Origin of the sequence: Streptomyces sp. NPDC006487 (genome assembly GCF_042870555.1) — a bacterium.
Taxonomy (GTDB): domain Bacteria; phylum Actinomycetota; class Actinomycetes; order Streptomycetales; family Streptomycetaceae; genus Streptomyces.
In genome coordinates this window covers 219,696-234,459 of sequence record NZ_JBIAHN010000006.1, presented here as the reverse complement: position 1 = coordinate 234,459, position 14,764 = coordinate 219,696, and the positions used below count along the sequence as shown (strand labels likewise).

General features: G+C 72.5%; 10 protein-coding genes. 4 read left to right on the top strand and 6 right to left on the bottom strand.

The features are described 5' to 3' along the window. Positions 1-13: 13 nt before the first annotated feature. The gene (locus ACFYM0_RS12320) at positions 14-2,464 is read right to left on the bottom strand and encodes a SpoIIE family protein phosphatase (protein WP_388499843.1); all 2,451 of its coding nucleotides are present in this window, start codon (positions 2,462-2,464) and stop codon (positions 14-16) included. Positions 2,465-2,710: 246 nt separating this feature from the next. Between ACFYM0_RS12320 and ACFYM0_RS12315 the strand changes: the two genes are divergently transcribed. From ACFYM0_RS12315 to ACFYM0_RS12300, 4 genes are all read left to right on the top strand, one after another. After that, positions 2,711-4,540 (top strand): beta-galactosidase family protein, encoded by a 1,830-nt coding sequence (locus tag ACFYM0_RS12315; RefSeq protein ID WP_388499841.1) that lies wholly within the window; start codon positions 2,711-2,713, stop codon positions 4,538-4,540. A gap of 229 nt (positions 4,541-4,769) precedes the next feature. Continuing rightward, on the top strand, positions 4,770-5,963 hold the full coding sequence (locus ACFYM0_RS12310) for a serine hydrolase domain-containing protein (RefSeq protein WP_388499838.1): 1,194 nt from the start codon (positions 4,770-4,772) through the stop codon (positions 5,961-5,963). A 112-nt stretch (positions 5,964-6,075) separates the two neighbouring features. Then, entirely contained in the window at positions 6,076-6,606 is a 531-nt protein-coding gene (locus ACFYM0_RS12305; protein ID WP_388499836.1) for a hypothetical protein, read from the top strand. A 35-nt stretch (positions 6,607-6,641) separates the two neighbouring features. Continuing rightward, positions 6,642-7,835 carry an MFS transporter gene (locus tag ACFYM0_RS12300; protein WP_388499834.1) on the top strand — a complete coding sequence of 398 codons (1,194 nt, stop codon included), beginning with the start codon at positions 6,642-6,644 and terminating at the stop codon, positions 7,833-7,835. On the opposite strand, the gene xdhC is transcribed toward ACFYM0_RS12300, so the two are convergent. From xdhC to ACFYM0_RS12275, 5 genes are all read right to left on the bottom strand, one after another. Continuing rightward, the gene (xdhC, locus tag ACFYM0_RS12295) at positions 7,804-8,730 is read right to left on the bottom strand and encodes a xanthine dehydrogenase accessory protein XdhC (protein ID WP_388499831.1); all 927 of its coding nucleotides are present in this window, start codon (positions 8,728-8,730) and stop codon (positions 7,804-7,806) included. The two genes, ACFYM0_RS12300 and xdhC, sit on opposite strands and share 32 nt — an antisense overlap. Before the next feature lies 1 nt (position 8,731). Next, complete coding sequence (xdhB, locus tag ACFYM0_RS12290; RefSeq protein ID WP_388499828.1) at positions 8,732-11,131, bottom strand: xanthine dehydrogenase molybdopterin binding subunit; 2,400 nt, start codon at positions 11,129-11,131, stop codon at positions 8,732-8,734. Continuing rightward, positions 11,128-12,591: a xanthine dehydrogenase small subunit gene (locus ACFYM0_RS12285; RefSeq protein ID WP_388499825.1), complete on the bottom strand. Its 1,464-nt coding sequence runs from the start codon at positions 12,589-12,591 to the stop codon at positions 11,128-11,130. Before ACFYM0_RS12285 ends, xdhB begins: the two co-directional genes overlap by 4 nt. 449 nt (positions 12,592-13,040) lie before the next feature. Beyond that, entirely contained in the window at positions 13,041-14,354 is a 1,314-nt protein-coding gene (locus ACFYM0_RS12280; RefSeq protein WP_388499822.1) for a cytochrome P450, read from the bottom strand. A 2-nt stretch (positions 14,355-14,356) separates the two neighbouring features. Then, the gene (locus ACFYM0_RS12275) at positions 14,357-14,575 is read right to left on the bottom strand and encodes a hypothetical protein (protein ID WP_388499821.1); all 219 of its coding nucleotides are present in this window, start codon (positions 14,573-14,575) and stop codon (positions 14,357-14,359) included. Positions 14,576-14,764: the final 189 nt, after the last annotated feature.

Sequence of the window (14,764 nt, the reverse complement as noted above, 5' to 3'; positions counted from 1 at the left end):
GGCGACCGGCCCGTCAGGCCGGGGGCAGGTTCTGCTCGGACCAGACGGTCTTGCCTCCCACGGTGTAGCGGCTGCCCCAGCGGTGCGAGAGCTGGGCGACGATGTACAGGCCGCGGCCGCCTTCCTCGTGGCTCCTCGCGCGACGCATCCTCGGCTGCGTGTTGCTGGAGTCCGAGACTTCGCACGTCAGGGTGTCCGCCCGGATCAGCCGGAGCCGGACCTGGCCACCGGCGTGGCGAATGGAGTTGGTGACCAGCTCGCTGACGATGAGCTCCGTGCTGAAGGCGAGCTCGTCGAGGTCCCAGGCGGTCAGCTGGTCCAGGACGAGATGGCGCGCGTCGCCGACGACCGCCGGGTCGGCGTCGAGCAGCCACGTCGCGACGGAACCGTCGTCCACCACCCGGGTACGGGCCAGCAGGAGGGTGACGTCGTCCCGCAGCCGGCCCGGCGGCAGCCCTTCCACGATGTCGTGCCGGGCCTGACGCAGGGGCCGGCCGAGTACGTCCGCGCGCAGCAGCCGGTCCGCCAGGTCGCGCATCCCCTCGTCGATGTCCCCGGCTCCGCGTTCGATGAGGCCGTCGGTGTACAGGGCGAGGACGCTCCCCGGGGGCAGGTCGCGTTCCACCGGCTCGAAGGGCCAGCCGCCGACCCCCAGGGGCGGGCCGGGGCTCAGCTCGACGTACTCCACGGTTCCATCCGGGCCGACCACGGCCGGAGGCGGGTGTCCGGCACTCGCCATGACGCACCTTCGGGTGATCGGGTCGTAGACGGCGTAGAGGCAGGTGGCACCGGCCGGTCCGCCGCGCAGCAGCGTGCCCGCGTCGCCGTCCTCCGCGTCGTCGCTCTCCGCCTCGGCGGCGACCTGCAGGACCATGTCGTCGACGTGTGCCAGCAGTTCCTCGGGTTCCAGTTCCAGGTCCGCCATCGCGCGTACGGCGCTGCGCAGGCGTCCCATCATGGCCGTGGCGTGCAGCCCGTGACCGGCGACGTCCCCGACCACCAGGGCGACCCGGGCGGAGGACAGGGGGATGACGTCGAACCAGTCGCCGCCCACTCCGCTGTCCGCGTCGGCGGGCAGGTAGAGGCCGGCGGCTTCGAGGGCGGGGGTCTCCGAGGTGGCAGGCGGCAGGAGGCTGCGCTGCAAGCCCACGGCGGTGCGGCGTTCCTTGGTGTACCGCCGGGCGTTGTCCACGGCGACGGCCGCACGGGCGGCGATCTCCTCCAGAAGTACCAGGTCGTCCTCGTCCAGCGGGGGAGCGTCCCCCGTGCGCCAGAGCGTGATCCTTCCGAACCCGATGCCCCGCGCGGACAGCGGCGCCGTCATCGCCGAATGCGCGTCCGGCACGGCGGTCGCCCACTGGGGGGCGGCATCGTCCCCGGTCCCCGCGGACCTGGCTCCGAGCCCGGTGGCCAGTTCCCCCCGGCCCTCCCGCGCCGCGGGCGGGCCGGGCACGCCCGCCCCGAGAGGAGTGGTGAAGCGGGCCGTGCCCGTGCGCAGCACGTCCGCCGCCGCTCCCGCGACGGCCATCCGGATCAGGGGCGGAACGGGATGCCCGTCGGCGGCCGGCTCGCCGCCGGTCAGGACGGTCTCGGCGAGATCCACCGCGGCGCAATCGCCGAACGCGGGCGCCAGGATGGCGACCAGGTCCTCGACGGTGCGCAGGACGGACAGCGAACCGCCCAGCGCGCCCGTCGCGCGGTACAGCAGGTCCAGGCGCCCGCGCGACCGCTCGTGGTCGGTGACGTCCGTGAACACCGCCGCCACACCCATCGGACGTGCGTCGGGTTCCTGCAGCCGGAACGCCTGGATGGTCACGACCCGGCCGCCCCTCGAGTCGTCCAGGGTGCGCGCGGTCGCGTTGAAACCGATCAGGGGGTTCCCGCTGCGCAGCACCTCCCGCAGCCGGTCGTCGATGACCCGCGCGTCCTCGGCCCACAGGAAGTCGGCCAGGCGCCGGCCGGTCAGGTCGACGGGTACCCCGGTGTACGGCAGCAGGTGCGTGTTCGTCCGGAGCAGGCGCAGGTCCGCGTCGAAGACGGCCAGGCCCACGCGGCCCTGCAGGAACAGTTCGTGCGTGAAGGCGTGGTCCTGCCGCCATCGGGCGACGAGCTCCACGGGGGCGCCGAGTACGAGGAAGCGGCCCGGCGTCCCCCGCGTGCCGTCGTTCAGCGGAACGACGCGGAAGCCGATCTCCAGCTCGCCTCCCGAGCCGTGCCGTACCGCGGCCCGGCCCTCCCACCCCGCCTCGCCTCCCTCTCCGCCCCGAGCCAGAAGCGCTTCCCAGCTGCCCGCGTCTGCCAGGAGCTCCCGCGCCGGCCGGCCGCACACGTCTGCGGACCGGCGCTCCAGAAGGGCTTCGGCGGCCGGTGTCCAGGCGACGATCGTCCCGGCACCGTCCAACAGCGCCGCGGCCGTGTTGGTGACAGCGAAGGGATAATCCTGGTTGCCATCAGTGGCGCGCATGCGTGCCCATCTCGTCCGCCGGTCCCGCCGGTCCCGCTGGTCCCATGCTGGTCGATCTCCGGAACGAGAGCCAGAGGCGCTACGCCATCCGGTACCCGGTCAGCCCCCTTGACCCCTCGGGCCGCTTCGCCTTAGCGTGATCCACGGCCTGTAGAAAGCGCTTTCTATGCGGGGCTCTCCTCCTGCCGGAGCCCCATCGGCCGACGAGTCGAGCACCACCGGAAGTCACCGAAAGAGAGCGCACACGTGAAGCCACCCCACCCGCCGACTGCGGCGCCGACCGCGACGCCCGTCGCGACGTCGATCACGACGCTGGCCACGGACGAGACCGGCTTCCTGCGGAACGGCCGCCCGCACCGGATCGTTTCCGCGGCCATCCACTACTTCCGGGTCCACCCGGACCTCTGGGCCGACCGCCTGCTGCGCCTGCGCGCGATGGGCGTGAACACCATCGAGACCTATGTGGCCTGGAACGTCCACGAGCCCAGCCCCGGCGCCTTCAGCTTCGACGGGCCGAACGACGTGGCGGCCTTCATCCGGACCGCAGGCGACCTGGGCCTCGACGTCATCGTCCGGCCGGGCCCCTACATCTGCGCCGAATGGGACTTCGGCGGACTGCCCGGATGGCTGCTGGCCGACCGCACCATCCGGCTCCGCCGCCGCGACCCCGCGTACCTGGCCGCCGTCGACGCGTGGTTCGACACCCTGGCCCCCGTCCTGGTGCCCCTCCTCGGCAGCCGGGGCGGGCCGGTGGTGGCCGTGGGCGTCGAGAACGAGTACGGCAGCTTCGGCAACGACACCGGCTATCTGGAACATCTCCGCGACGGTCTGGTCCGACGGGGCCTGGACTGCCTGCTGTTCACCACCGACGGGGCCGACCACGGGTTCCAGCTCGGCGGGCGCATCCCCGGCGTCCTGACCACCGGGACCTTCGGCTCCCGCCCCGAGAGCTCGCTCGCGACCCTGCGCACCTACCAGCCGCAAGGGCCGCTGGTCTGCGTCGAGTACTGGCACGGCTGGTTCGACCACTGGGGCGAGCCGCACCACACGCGCGACGCGGAAGACGCCGCCGCCACCCTGGACAGCCTGCTCGCCGCGGGCGCCTCGGTGAACATCTACATGGGGCACGGCGGCACCAACTTCGGCTGGTGGAACGGCGCGAACCACGACGGCGCCTCCTACCAGCCCGACGTGACCAGCTACGACTACGACGCCCCCGTCGGCGAGGCGGGCGAACTCACCCGGAAGTTCCACCTCTTCCGCGAGGTCATCGCCCGGCACACCGGCCCCGTCACCCACGAACCCCCGGCTCCGCCCCCGCGCGCGGTTCCCCGGCTGCTCTCGGTGGACGGCCGCGTCTCGCTGGCCGACTCCCTGGACGCACTCGCCAAGCCCCTGCACCACGTCGAGCCGCTGACCATGGAGGAAGCGGGCCAGTCCCTGGGTCTGATCCACTACCGGACCCGCCTGCGGGGGCCCCTGCCCGAGGCGGCGCTGCGCATCGACGGGCTGGCCGACCGGGCCCAAGTCTTCCTGGACGGACGGGAGATCGGGCTCCTGGAGCGGGACGAGCCGCTCGCGGCCCTGCCCGTCGCCGTGCCCGACGGGGGTGCGGTGCTCGACATCCTGGTGGAGAACCAGGGGCGGATCAACTACGGTCCCCTGCTGGCCGATCGCAAGGGCATCCGCGACGGGGTCAGGCTGGACAACCAGTTCCAGTTCGGCTGGGAGGTCAGGCCGCTGCCCCTCGACGACCTGTCCGGACTCGGGTTCGGACACGGCGCGCTCCCGGACGGCCCTTCCTTCCACCGGGTCACCGTCGAACTGGACTGCGCCGCCGACGCGTTCATCGCCCTCCCCGGGTGGACCAAGGGCATGGTCTGGCTGAACGGCTTCGCCCTGGGCCGGTTCTGGGAGCGCGGCCCGCAGAAGACGCTGTACGCACCGGGTCCCCTGTGGCGCACGGGCGAGAACACCCTGGTGATCCTCGAACTCCACCGGTCCGGGGCCACCGTCGAACTCCGCGACGCACCGGACCTCGGCACGGAGGCGCCCGCGCCCATTCCCGTCTGGTAGGCGGGCGCCCGCGGCGACGGGGAGGCGGCGCGCAGGCGGCCGCGGTCAGGACAGCAGGTGCCCTTCCGCGGCATCGCAGCCCCGCAGCCCCGCCGCTGCGGGGCCCCGCGTGCGAGCGTCAGGGCCGGATGGACCAAGGCCCGCCGGTGCGTGGCCGTGTCGCCGCCGGTGCCGGCGGGGGCCCTGTCATCGTGGGCCACCGCGTCCGTCTTCCCCGGGAGGTACCTCCGTGTCCCGACGCCCGCACGGCCACTCCGGCCGGATCCGCCCGTCGCTGCGCCTGGCCGCCGCCACCGCCGCGTGCGGCGCCCTGCTCGCGGTCTCCGTGCAGCCCGCACAGGCCGGAGCGGACCGAAATCCGCCTCCCGGAGCCGCCCTCCAGCAGGAGCTGCGGGAGCTGGTGGAACGGCCGGACGGACCTCCCGGGGTCATCGCCGTCCTGCACGACGGCGGCCGTACCAAGGTCTACCGGGCGGGTGTCGCCGACGTGGAGAGCGGCCGGCCGCCGCGGGTCACGGACCACATGCGGATCGCCAGCGTCGCCAAGGCCTTCAGCGGAGCGGTTGCCCTCGGGCTCGTCGACCGCGGCCGGCTGCACCTCGACGACACGATCGGAGAGGTACTGCCAGGACAGCCGGCCGCCTGGCATCGAGTGACCCTCCGTCAACTGCTGAATCACACCAGCGGTTTGCCCGACTACTCCAACTCCCAGGGGTTCGTCGACATCGTCTCCGAGGACCCCCGCCACCGCTTCGACTCCCGCCGCCTGCTGGAGTTCGTAGCCGACGAGGACCTCGGGTTCCGGCCCGGCAGCCGCTACGCGTACTCCAACTCCGACAACATCGCCGTCGCCCTCATGGCCGAGGCCGCCACCGGACGCCGGTACGAGACGCTGCTGCGCGAGCTCGTCCACGAACCCCTCGGCCTGCGGGCCACCAGCCTGCCCCAGGGATACCGGCTGCCCGAGCCCTACCTCCACGGTTATCAGATCGATCCGCAGGAGGGGCCCGTCGACGTCAGCGAGGCCGTGGGCGCCTCGGGGGCCTGGGCGTCCGGAGGCATCGTATCGACGCCGAAGGACCTGACCGCCTTCATCCGCGGCTACGCGGGCGGCACCCTGATCTCGGAGCGCACCCGGCGGCAGCAGTTCACGTTCATCCCCGGAGCCCTGTCCCAGCCCCCCGGCCCCGGCCGCACCGAGGCGGGCCTGGCGATCTTCCGCTACACCACGCGCTGCGGAACGGTGTACGGCCACACCGGCAACACGCCCGGCTACACGCAGCTCGCGGCGGCCACGGCGGACGGACGGCGCTCGCTGACCTTCTCCATCACCACGCAGACGTCCCTGAGCAACAACCCGGACCTGCTCGAGCAGGTCCGGGAGGTCCAGGAGGACTTCGTCTGCGCCCTGCTGCGCAAGTGACCCGGCGCCCGCACCCGCACGGTTCCCGCGGGTGCGGGCTTCACCCCCATGGGGGAAGCTGGGAATACCCCGGTGGTGCCGGCGGCGCGCAGAGTGGCGAGGAAGGTCTTCCGTGAACGTTTCCGCAGGTGGCCGCCCCGGACACGCGTCCCGGCGCAAGGCGTCCCGGCGCAAGGCGCGGACCGCCACCCTGCTGTGCGCGGTGGCGGCGATGACGGCCGTCGTGCTCCCGGTCTCCGCGGCCCCTTCCTCGCACACGGGCGGCTCCGCCTCCGCCTCCCCGGCCCGGGCACCGGTCGCAGAGGATCCGGTCGTGGTCGTCGATTGCTTCTCGCAGGCCCAGATGCGCCCCCGGGAGTACCTCCTGGCCTGCGGCGACGGGAACAACCGGCTCGTCGGCCTCCGATGGGACACCTGGGGTCCGGGCAGCGCCACGGCCACCGGCACCGACATGGTGAACGACTGCCACCCGTACTGCGCCGCCGGCCGCTTCCACGCCTACCCGGTCACGGTGACCCTGAGCAACCCGCAGGCCTGGCCCGGGCACCCCGATCTCCGGCGCTTCACCACGATCCGGCTCCTCTACACCGACACCGCACCGGACCCGGTCCCCAAGGACGTCACCTACGAGTTGGTGTACTGACGCGGATTCCGGCCTTCCGGGTTACGGTCGGCGGCATGGACCTTGATCGACAAGGGTGGCGCAGGTGTCTGCTGGGCGGGGCCGTCTTCGCCGTCTGCATGGCCGGCACCACGCTGCCGACCCCCCTCTACGGGCTCTACCAGGAGAAGTTCGGCTTCTCCGCGCTGATGGTGACCGTGGTGTACGCCGTGTACGCCTTCGGGGTCATCGGCGTACTGCTGCTCGCGGGCAACGCCTCGGACGCGGTGGGCCGGCGGCCGGTGCTGCTGGCGGGGCTCGGGTTCGCCGGGGCGAGCGCCGTCTGTTTCCTGTGCGCCGACGGGATGCCCTGGCTGTACGCGGGACGGCTGCTGTCGGGTCTGTCCGCCGGCCTGTTCACCGGGGCCGCCACGGCGTACGTGATGGAGCTGGCACCCCCCGGCGGCGCCTCGCGGGCCACGCTCGTGGCGACGGCCGCCAACATGGGCGGACTGGGCTGCGGTCCGCTGCTCGCCGGAGTCCTCTCGCAGTACGCCTCCTGGCCGCTGTACCTGCCGTTCGTGGTGCACCTCGCGCTCGTGGCGGGTGCGGCGGTGGTCCTGATCCGGCTCCCGGAGACGGTCCGCGAGCGGCGGCCGCTGAATACCGTACGACCGCAGCGGCCCGCTCTGCCCCCACAGGTGCGGGCGGTGTTCGGACCGGCCGCGATCGCCGCGTTCGTGGGATTCGCCCTGCTCGGGGTGTTCACCTCCGTCAGCCCGGCGTTCCTCGCGCAGTCCCTGGACGTGCACAACCGCGCCCTGAGCGGGCTGGTGGTCGCACTGGCCTTCTTCGCCTCGACCGCCGGGCAGTCGGTGGTCGGACGCGTCGGCGTGCAGCGCTCGCTGCCGCTCGGGTGCGCCGCGCTCCTCGCCGGGCTGGCGCTCCTCGCGGGCGCGCTGTGGTGGGACCTGCTGGCGCTGGTGGTGCTGAGCGCCCTCGTCGGCGGACTCGGGCAGGGGCTGGCCTTCCGCGGGGCACTGTCCGCGGTGGCCGGGGCGTCCCCCGCGGACCAGCGGGCAGCGGTGATCTCCACGCTGTTCCTGGTGGCGTACACCGGCATCTCGCTGCCCGTGATCGGGGTGGGCGTACTGGAAGGACCCCTCGGGCTGGAAGGTGCGGGACTAGTGTTCATCGGGTGCATGGCGGTGCTCGTCCTGACCGCGGCCGGCTACCTGCTCAGGCGCCCGGCGCGGGCCGTCGCGCACTGAGCGCCACCTCGGGGATCGTGTCCGGAACCGGAACCGGAACCGGAACCGCGTCCGGGGCCGGAACCGCGTCCGGGGTCGGGACCGCCCAATGACGGTCCTGCTCGAAGGTGCGGAGCAGGTCCGCCGCGACGCTCACCGCGATCGTGGCGGGCTCCTTGCCCGTGATCTCGGTCAGCCCGATCGGGGTCGTGATCCGGTCGATGGTGCCGGCGTCGTGACCTCCCTCGGCGGCCAGGCGCTGCCGGAACCGCGCCCACTTCGCGGACGAGCCGATCAGCCCGATGGAGCCGAGACCGTCGGTGCGCAGGGCGGCGTCGCACAGCGCGGCGTCCTCGGCGTGGTCGTGCGTCATGATCAGGACGTGGGTGCCGGGCGGCAGCTCCCCGAGCACCGTCTCCGGCAGCAGCGGGGTGTGGTGCACGTGGACCTGCGCCACCGCGTCGCCGAGCACACCGAGCCGTTCCCCGGTGAGCATGTCGGCCCGGCTGTCGACGAGGTGCAGGTCGAGGTCCTGGCGGGCCAGGATGCGCGCCAGTTCCAGCCCGACGTGCCCGACGCCGAAGACGGCCACCGCCTGGACCACCGGCAGCGGTTCGAGCAGCACGGTGACGGCTCCGCCGCAGCACTGCACGCCGTGCCGGCTGGTGACCTTGTCGTTCAGGGCGAACTCCATCAGCTCCGGCTGCGGATCGGCCGCGCCGCTCAGTTCGCGCGCCCGGTCGATGGCGACGGCCTCGATGTTGCCGCCGCCGATCGAACCCCAGGTCCCGGTCCGTCCCACGACCAGCTTGGCACCGGCCCGCCGGGGCGCGTGGCCGCGCACGGCCGCGACGGTCACGAGCACACCGGGTTCCCGGCGTGCCCGCAACCGCGCGACCGCGGCGACCCAGCTCATGTCAGACATTGCTCGAAGCGCTTGCGTCGGCGAGGACCCGGCTGTCGTCGGGCGTCCGCCCGTCGCGGAACGCACCGCCCCGGCGGGCCCCTTCGATCGCCCAGTACACCGCCTCGGGCGTGGCCGGCGAGGCCAGCTCCACGCTGATCCCGGCGGGCCCGAACTCCGCGGCCGCCTGGCGCAGGGCCTCCCGTACGGAGAAGGCCAGCATCAGCGGGGGCTCACCGACCGCCTTGGACCCGTAGACCGCCCCCTCCTCGGTGGCGTTCTCCAGCAGCCTGACGTTGAACTCCTCGGGCATCTCCGAGAAGCTCGGCAGCTTGTACGTGCTCGCGGCCTGGGTCAGCAGGCGGCCGCGGTTCGGGCCGTCGCCGGAGTCCCAGCGCATGTCCTCCAGCGTCAGCCAGCCCGCGCCCTGGACGAAACCGCCCTCGACCTGACCGATGTCGATCATGGGGGAGAGGCTGTCGCCGACATCGTGGACGATGTCCACCCGCCGGATCCGGTACGCGCCCGTGAAGCCGTCCACTTCCACCTCGGTCGCGGCCGCCCCGTAGGAGAAGTACTTGAACGGCGAGCCGTGGAACGCCTTCGCGTCCCAGTGCAGGCCCTCGGTCCGGTAGAAACCGGCCGCCGAGAGCTGGACCCGCTGGAAGTACGCGGTGCGGACCAGGTCGTCCCAGGCCAGCTCCTTGTCGACGCCCAGGGCGCGCACGACGCCCTCGACGATGCGCACGTCCGAGGCGTTCGTACCCAGCTGCGTGCCGGCCACCCGGAGCAGCCGCTCGCGGATCTGCTCGCAGGCGTTCTTCACCGCCGCGCCGTTGAGGTCGGCCCCCGCACTGGCGGCGGTCGCCGAGGTGTTGGGGACCTTGTCGGTACGCGTCGGCGCCAGCCGCACCTTGTGCAGCGGGATGCCCAGCGTGGTGGCGGCCACCTGCAGCATCTTGGTGTGCAGGCCCTGCCCCATCTCGGTGCCGCCGTGGTTGATCAGGACGGAGCCGTCCTTGTAGACCAGCACCAGCGCACCGGCCTGGTTGAAGGCGGTGAGGTTGAAGGAGATGCCGAACTTGATCCCGGTCATCGCGAGCGCCCGCTTGGTGTTCGGGTGCGCGGCGTTGAAGGCCGCGATCTCGCGCTTCCGCTCGGCCAGGGCGGCGTCCCGGCGGACCTGCTGCCAGGTGACGGAGATCCGCTCGGGGTGGGGCACGGGCTGCCCGTACGGGGTCGACTGGCCCTGCCGGTAGAAGTTGCGCTCGCGCAGCTCCATCGGATCCAGGCCGAGCAGCGGCGCGCACCGCCCCATGATGTCCTCGATCACCAGCATCCCCTGGGGTCCGCCGAAACCGCGGAAGGCCGTGTTGGAGACCTTGTTGGTCTTGGCGATGCGGCCGGCGATGCGGGCGTTGGGAATCCAGTAGGTGTTGTCGATGTGGCACAGCGCGCGGGCCACCACGGGCTCGGACAGGTCCAGGCTCCAGCCGCCGTCGGCGGTCAAGGTGGCGTCCAGGGCCTGGATGCGGCCCTCGGCGTCGAAGCCGATCTTCCACGTGGCGTGGAACCCGTGGCGCTTGCCGGACATGGTCAGGTCCTGGGTCCGGTTGAGCCGTACCCGGACCGGCCGGCCGGTGAGCTTGGCGCCGAGCGCGGCGACGGCCGCGAACCCGTGCGGCTGCATCTCCTTGCCGCCGAAGCCGCCGCCCATCCGCAGGCACTGCACGGTCACTTCGTGGCTGTGCAGGCCGAGTACGTGGGCGACGATCTCCTGGGTCTCCGAGGGGTGCTGGGTGCTGCTCTGGACGAACATCTGCCCGTTCTCGTCGAGGAGGGCGAGCGCCGCGTGCGTTTCCAGATAGAAGTGTTCCTGGTCGGAGAACTGGAACTCGCCCGTGAACACGTGCGCGGAGTCCTCGAAGCCGGCGTCCGGGTCACCGGTCAGCATCAGGGGCCGGGCGCCGTGGAAGCTCTCGGTCTCGATCGCCTCCCGCAGGGTGATCACGGAGGGTTCCTCGTCGAGATCCACCTCGACGGCCGCCGCACCGAGCCGGGCCGCCTCCAGGCTCTCGCCCAGGACCCAGGCGACCGCGTGGCCGTGGAACATGACCGAGTCGGGGAAGAGGGGTTCGTCGTGCTTCATTCCGGCGTCGTTGACGCCGGGCACGTCGGCCCCGGTCAGTACGCGGACCACACCGGGCACGGCGAGCGCCGCCCCGGTGCGCAGCGCCGTGATCCTGCCGTGGGCCTTCATGACCTGGACCGGGTAGGCGTGCAGGACGTCCTTGGTGCGGTGGACCAGGTCGTCGGTGTAGAGCGCCGCACCGGTGACGTGTAGGTTCGCGCTCTCGTGCGGCATCGAAACCCCGACGACGGGCTTTTCGGGACGCTGGGACAACTGGCTCATGACTTCGCCGCCTCGGTGGTTTGCGCGTACAGCTTGAGCAGGCTCTGACCGAGCATCGCGGAGCGGTAGAGGGCGCTGGCGCGATGATCGTCCATCGGGGTGCCCTCGGCCCGCAGGATCCGGGCGGCGGCCTCGACGGTCTGTGCCGTCCAGGCCCTGCCCTCCAGGGCCGCTTCGGTGGCGAGCGCGCGGATCGGGGTGGCGGCCACGCCGCCCAGGCCGATCCGCGCCTTGCGGACGGTCCCGTCCTCGATGTCGAGGGCGAAGGCGACCGCGACGCTGGAGATGTCGTCGAAGCGCCGCTTGGCGATCTTGTGGAAAGCCGTGACCGGCGACAGCGGCAGCGGGATGCGCACCGCGCGGATCAGCTCGCCGGGACGGCGCACGCTCTGCCGGTAACCGGTGAAGTAGTCGGCCAGCGGTACCTCGCGCTCGCCCTCGGCGCCGGCCAGCAGCAGCGAGGCCTCCAGCGCGAGCAGTACCGGCGGGCTGTCGCCGATGGGGGAGCCGGTACCCAAGTTGCCGCCGAGGGTCGCACTGTTGCGGATGAGCCGGGACGCGAACTGCGGGAACAGCTCCGCGAGGAGCGGGACGCCGCCGTCGAGCCGGCGTTCGATCTCGGTGAGCGTCTGCGCCGCCCCGATCTCGATGTGACCGGATTCGACGCGCAGCTCGCGCAGTTCGGGCAGCCGGTCGACCGCGACCACGCAATCGGCCCGTCGGGAGCGGATGTTCACCTCCACGCCCCAGTCGGTGCTGCCGGCGACCACCACCGCCCCGGGCCGATCGCGCAGCAGCCGTACCGTCTCCGCGAGGGTACCGGGCCGCAGGAACTCGGCTCCGTCCCGCGTGTATCGGGTGGCCGCGGCTTCGGGCGGGGACTGCTCGCGGCGCTGCGCCAGGACGTCGTCCTCGGTGGGTGAACCGACGGCGAACGCGGCATCGCGGATGGGACGGTAGCCGGTGCAGCGGCACAGGTTTCCGCTCAGCGCGTGCAGGTCGAAACCGTTCGGGCCGTGCTCGGAGTCGGTGTCGCCGGCCGGGTCCGCGTGTGCGCAGCGGTCGGGCCGGTAGTACTCGGAGGCCATGCTGCAGATGAACCCCGGTGTGCAGTAACCGCATTGGGAGCCACCGCGGACGGCCATCTCCTCTTGCACGGGGTGCAGCGCGGTGGGTGCTCCGGCCGCGTCGACGGTGGCGAGGCCTTCGGAGGTGACGACCTCCTGGCCGTCGAGCGCCAAGGCCGGGACCAGGCAGGCGTTGACCGCCACCCAGTCGGTGGGCTTGTTCACCCCCGGCCGGGCCACGAGCACCGAACAGGCTCCGCATTCGCCTTCTGCGCAGCCCTCCTTGGTGCCGGTGAGGCCGCGGTCGCGGAGGAAGTCCAGCACCGTGGTGTGGGCCGCGGCCGGAGCGATCGGTGTTTCTTTCCCGTTGACCGTGATCCGCGCCGCTACCACGGAACGTCCCCGTTTCGAAGCGCGGTCGATCGGACTGTCCTTGTTGCCATGGCAGGAGCTTTCTCGTTCAGTGGCCGCGGCTCGACAACCCGGAGCGCGGCGAATCGGCACGCGAGGAGGCGCCGTAAGTGGTGACGGAGTGGTGGAAAACGTCCGGGGCCACGAGCGGGCACGCCGGGAATGAGGGCCGTTCAGCAGCCGTGTGCGAGCCGACCCGGAGCCCAGGCGGTCTGGTGTGCGAGGCGAAGCGGTACGGAGATGGTCGACATCCGGCTTCGCCTCCTTCCAGTGGCTCTCGAGTTGGTGCGGTCGAAGTTACGTGCCGGAGATTGATCGGTCAAGCACATCTCGGTCGATTCCACGAAGGCCGGCGACGGTGCGGGGCGCGCATTCGTACGCGAAACCAGTCGCCGGCCCGCAGGTTTCCCGGATGGACCGGGATGTGTCGCTCACCGGGGGCCGGAGGCTCGGGTGCGGGCGGCGACATCGAGGGTGAGGCCGTGCGGCTGGAGGATGGTGCGGGTGTCGAAGGCCGCCGTGGTGCCGGGTGACTGGCTGATCCGGTAGTCGCGGGCGAGGGTCGCGGCGGCGATGGTCATGGCCGTGGTGGCGAAGTGCGTACCGAGGCAGTTGCGCGGTCCACCGCCGAAGGGCATGAACGCGTACTTGGGCAGGGGGGTGTCGGGGCGCTCGATCCAGCGGTCCGGGTCGAAGGCGGCGGGCCGGTCGTAGTGCTGCGGGTCGCGGTGGAGGACGAAGGGGCTGACACCGATCCGCCGGCCGCGGCGGAGCGGGTAGCCGGCGAGTTCGGTGGGCTCCTCCACGGTCCGCTGGACGAGCCAGAGCGGGGGATAGAGCCGGAGGGTCTCCTTCACGACGGCCCCGGCGACGGTCAGCCGGGGCACGTCCGCCGCGGTGGGGAGCCGCCCGGCGAGTTCCCGGTCGGCCTCGATCCGGACCCGGTGGCGCAGGTGGGGATGCCGGTCGAGGAGGAGCAGCAGCCAGGAGAGCGCGGCCGCGGTGGTCTCGTGGGCCGCGAACAGGTTGGCGACGATCACGCTGGTCGCACCCTCGCGGGTGAGGGCGCCTTCCTCACAGGCGGTGTCGAGGAGGTCCGCGACCGCGGGCGGGGAGTCCTCACGCCGCGTGGTGCGGCGCCGGAGCATCAGGGCCGAGACCTCTTGGGCGAGGTCGCGGGAGGCGCGGCGCAGCCGGCGCCGGCGCGGCGCGTGCCAGCGGGCGGGCAGGGGCAGGGCGGGAGGCAGCAGCGCGTCCTGCAGACGGGCCAGGAGGTCGGGGACCCTGCCCGTCTCGGGCCCGAGGCAGAACTCCGCGATCAGGTGGGCGGTGAGGTCCTCGAGGGCGGGGATCGCCTCGATCCTGCCGCGTGCGCGCCAGGTGTCCGCGTGACGGGTGACGGTGGCCGCGAGGCGGTCCCCGGCGGCCCGCGAGGCGGTCCGGTTCAGGCCGCGTCCGGCGACGGCACGGGCCCGCATCCACAGGGCCAGGTCTTCGGAGGCGCGGCTTCCGTCGGTCTCCTCGCCCAGCAGGTCCCGGGCGATGGTGTAGGTGGTGTTGGTGTGCTTGAGCACCTGCTCCGCGAGGACGGGCGAGTTCACGAGGTACAGGTCGTCGTCGACGCGCACCAGGTCGCCGTACTGCTGCTGGTCGAGCAGGAAGCCGAGGCGGTCCCGCTCGAACGCACGCCTGTTGCCGTGCCGCCCGGCCCCTCGGGGGCCGGGCGGCACGCGGGTCGTCAGCACGGCTAGCGTCCCTGTACGTAGTAGTAGTAATACGCGCTGGAGGTGTCCTGGCCGCCCAGCGCGCTCTTCACAGGACTGCTGCGCTGCACTTTCGCTCCGGAGGGATCGTTGGCCAGGTGGGCGGAGCCCGATGCGGCGTAGGCCGATCCGGTGCCGAGGAGCGCGGCCACGGCGGAGACGGCGATGAGGAGCGACTTGCGCAGGGGAATCAGGGCAGCCATGGCTGTCCTCCTTGTTCGGGGTGCGGGGCGGCGGGTCCGCCCTGTCCGTTGCACTCATTGCGCCATCCCGCGGATCCCGGGGGCACGCCCCGGAATCACGTGACGTGACCGCCCGGCCGGTCCGTGGCACACTGCCCCGCTTTCGGGGCTGCGCGGACCCGGCTGAATATCGCCGGTCCGCCAAACAAA

Excerpts from the sequence above, each read along its gene's own strand:
- ACFYM0_RS12300 (WP_388499834.1), top strand. The coding sequence starts at position 6,642 with ATGGACCTTGATCGACAAGGGTGGCGCAGGTGTCTGCTGGGCGGGGCC.
- xdhC (WP_388499831.1), bottom strand. The coding sequence starts at position 8,730 with ATGAGCTGGGTCGCCGCGGTCGCGCGGTTGCGGGCACGCCGGGAACCC.
- ACFYM0_RS12275 (WP_388499821.1), bottom strand. The coding sequence starts at position 14,575 with ATGGCTGCCCTGATTCCCCTGCGCAAGTCGCTCCTCATCGCCGTCTCC.
- ACFYM0_RS12320 (WP_388499843.1), bottom strand. The coding sequence starts at position 2,464 with ATGCGCGCCACTGATGGCAACCAGGATTATCCCTTCGCTGTCACCAAC.
- xdhB (WP_388499828.1), bottom strand. The coding sequence starts at position 11,131 with ATGAGCCAGTTGTCCCAGCGTCCCGAAAAGCCCGTCGTCGGGGTTTCG.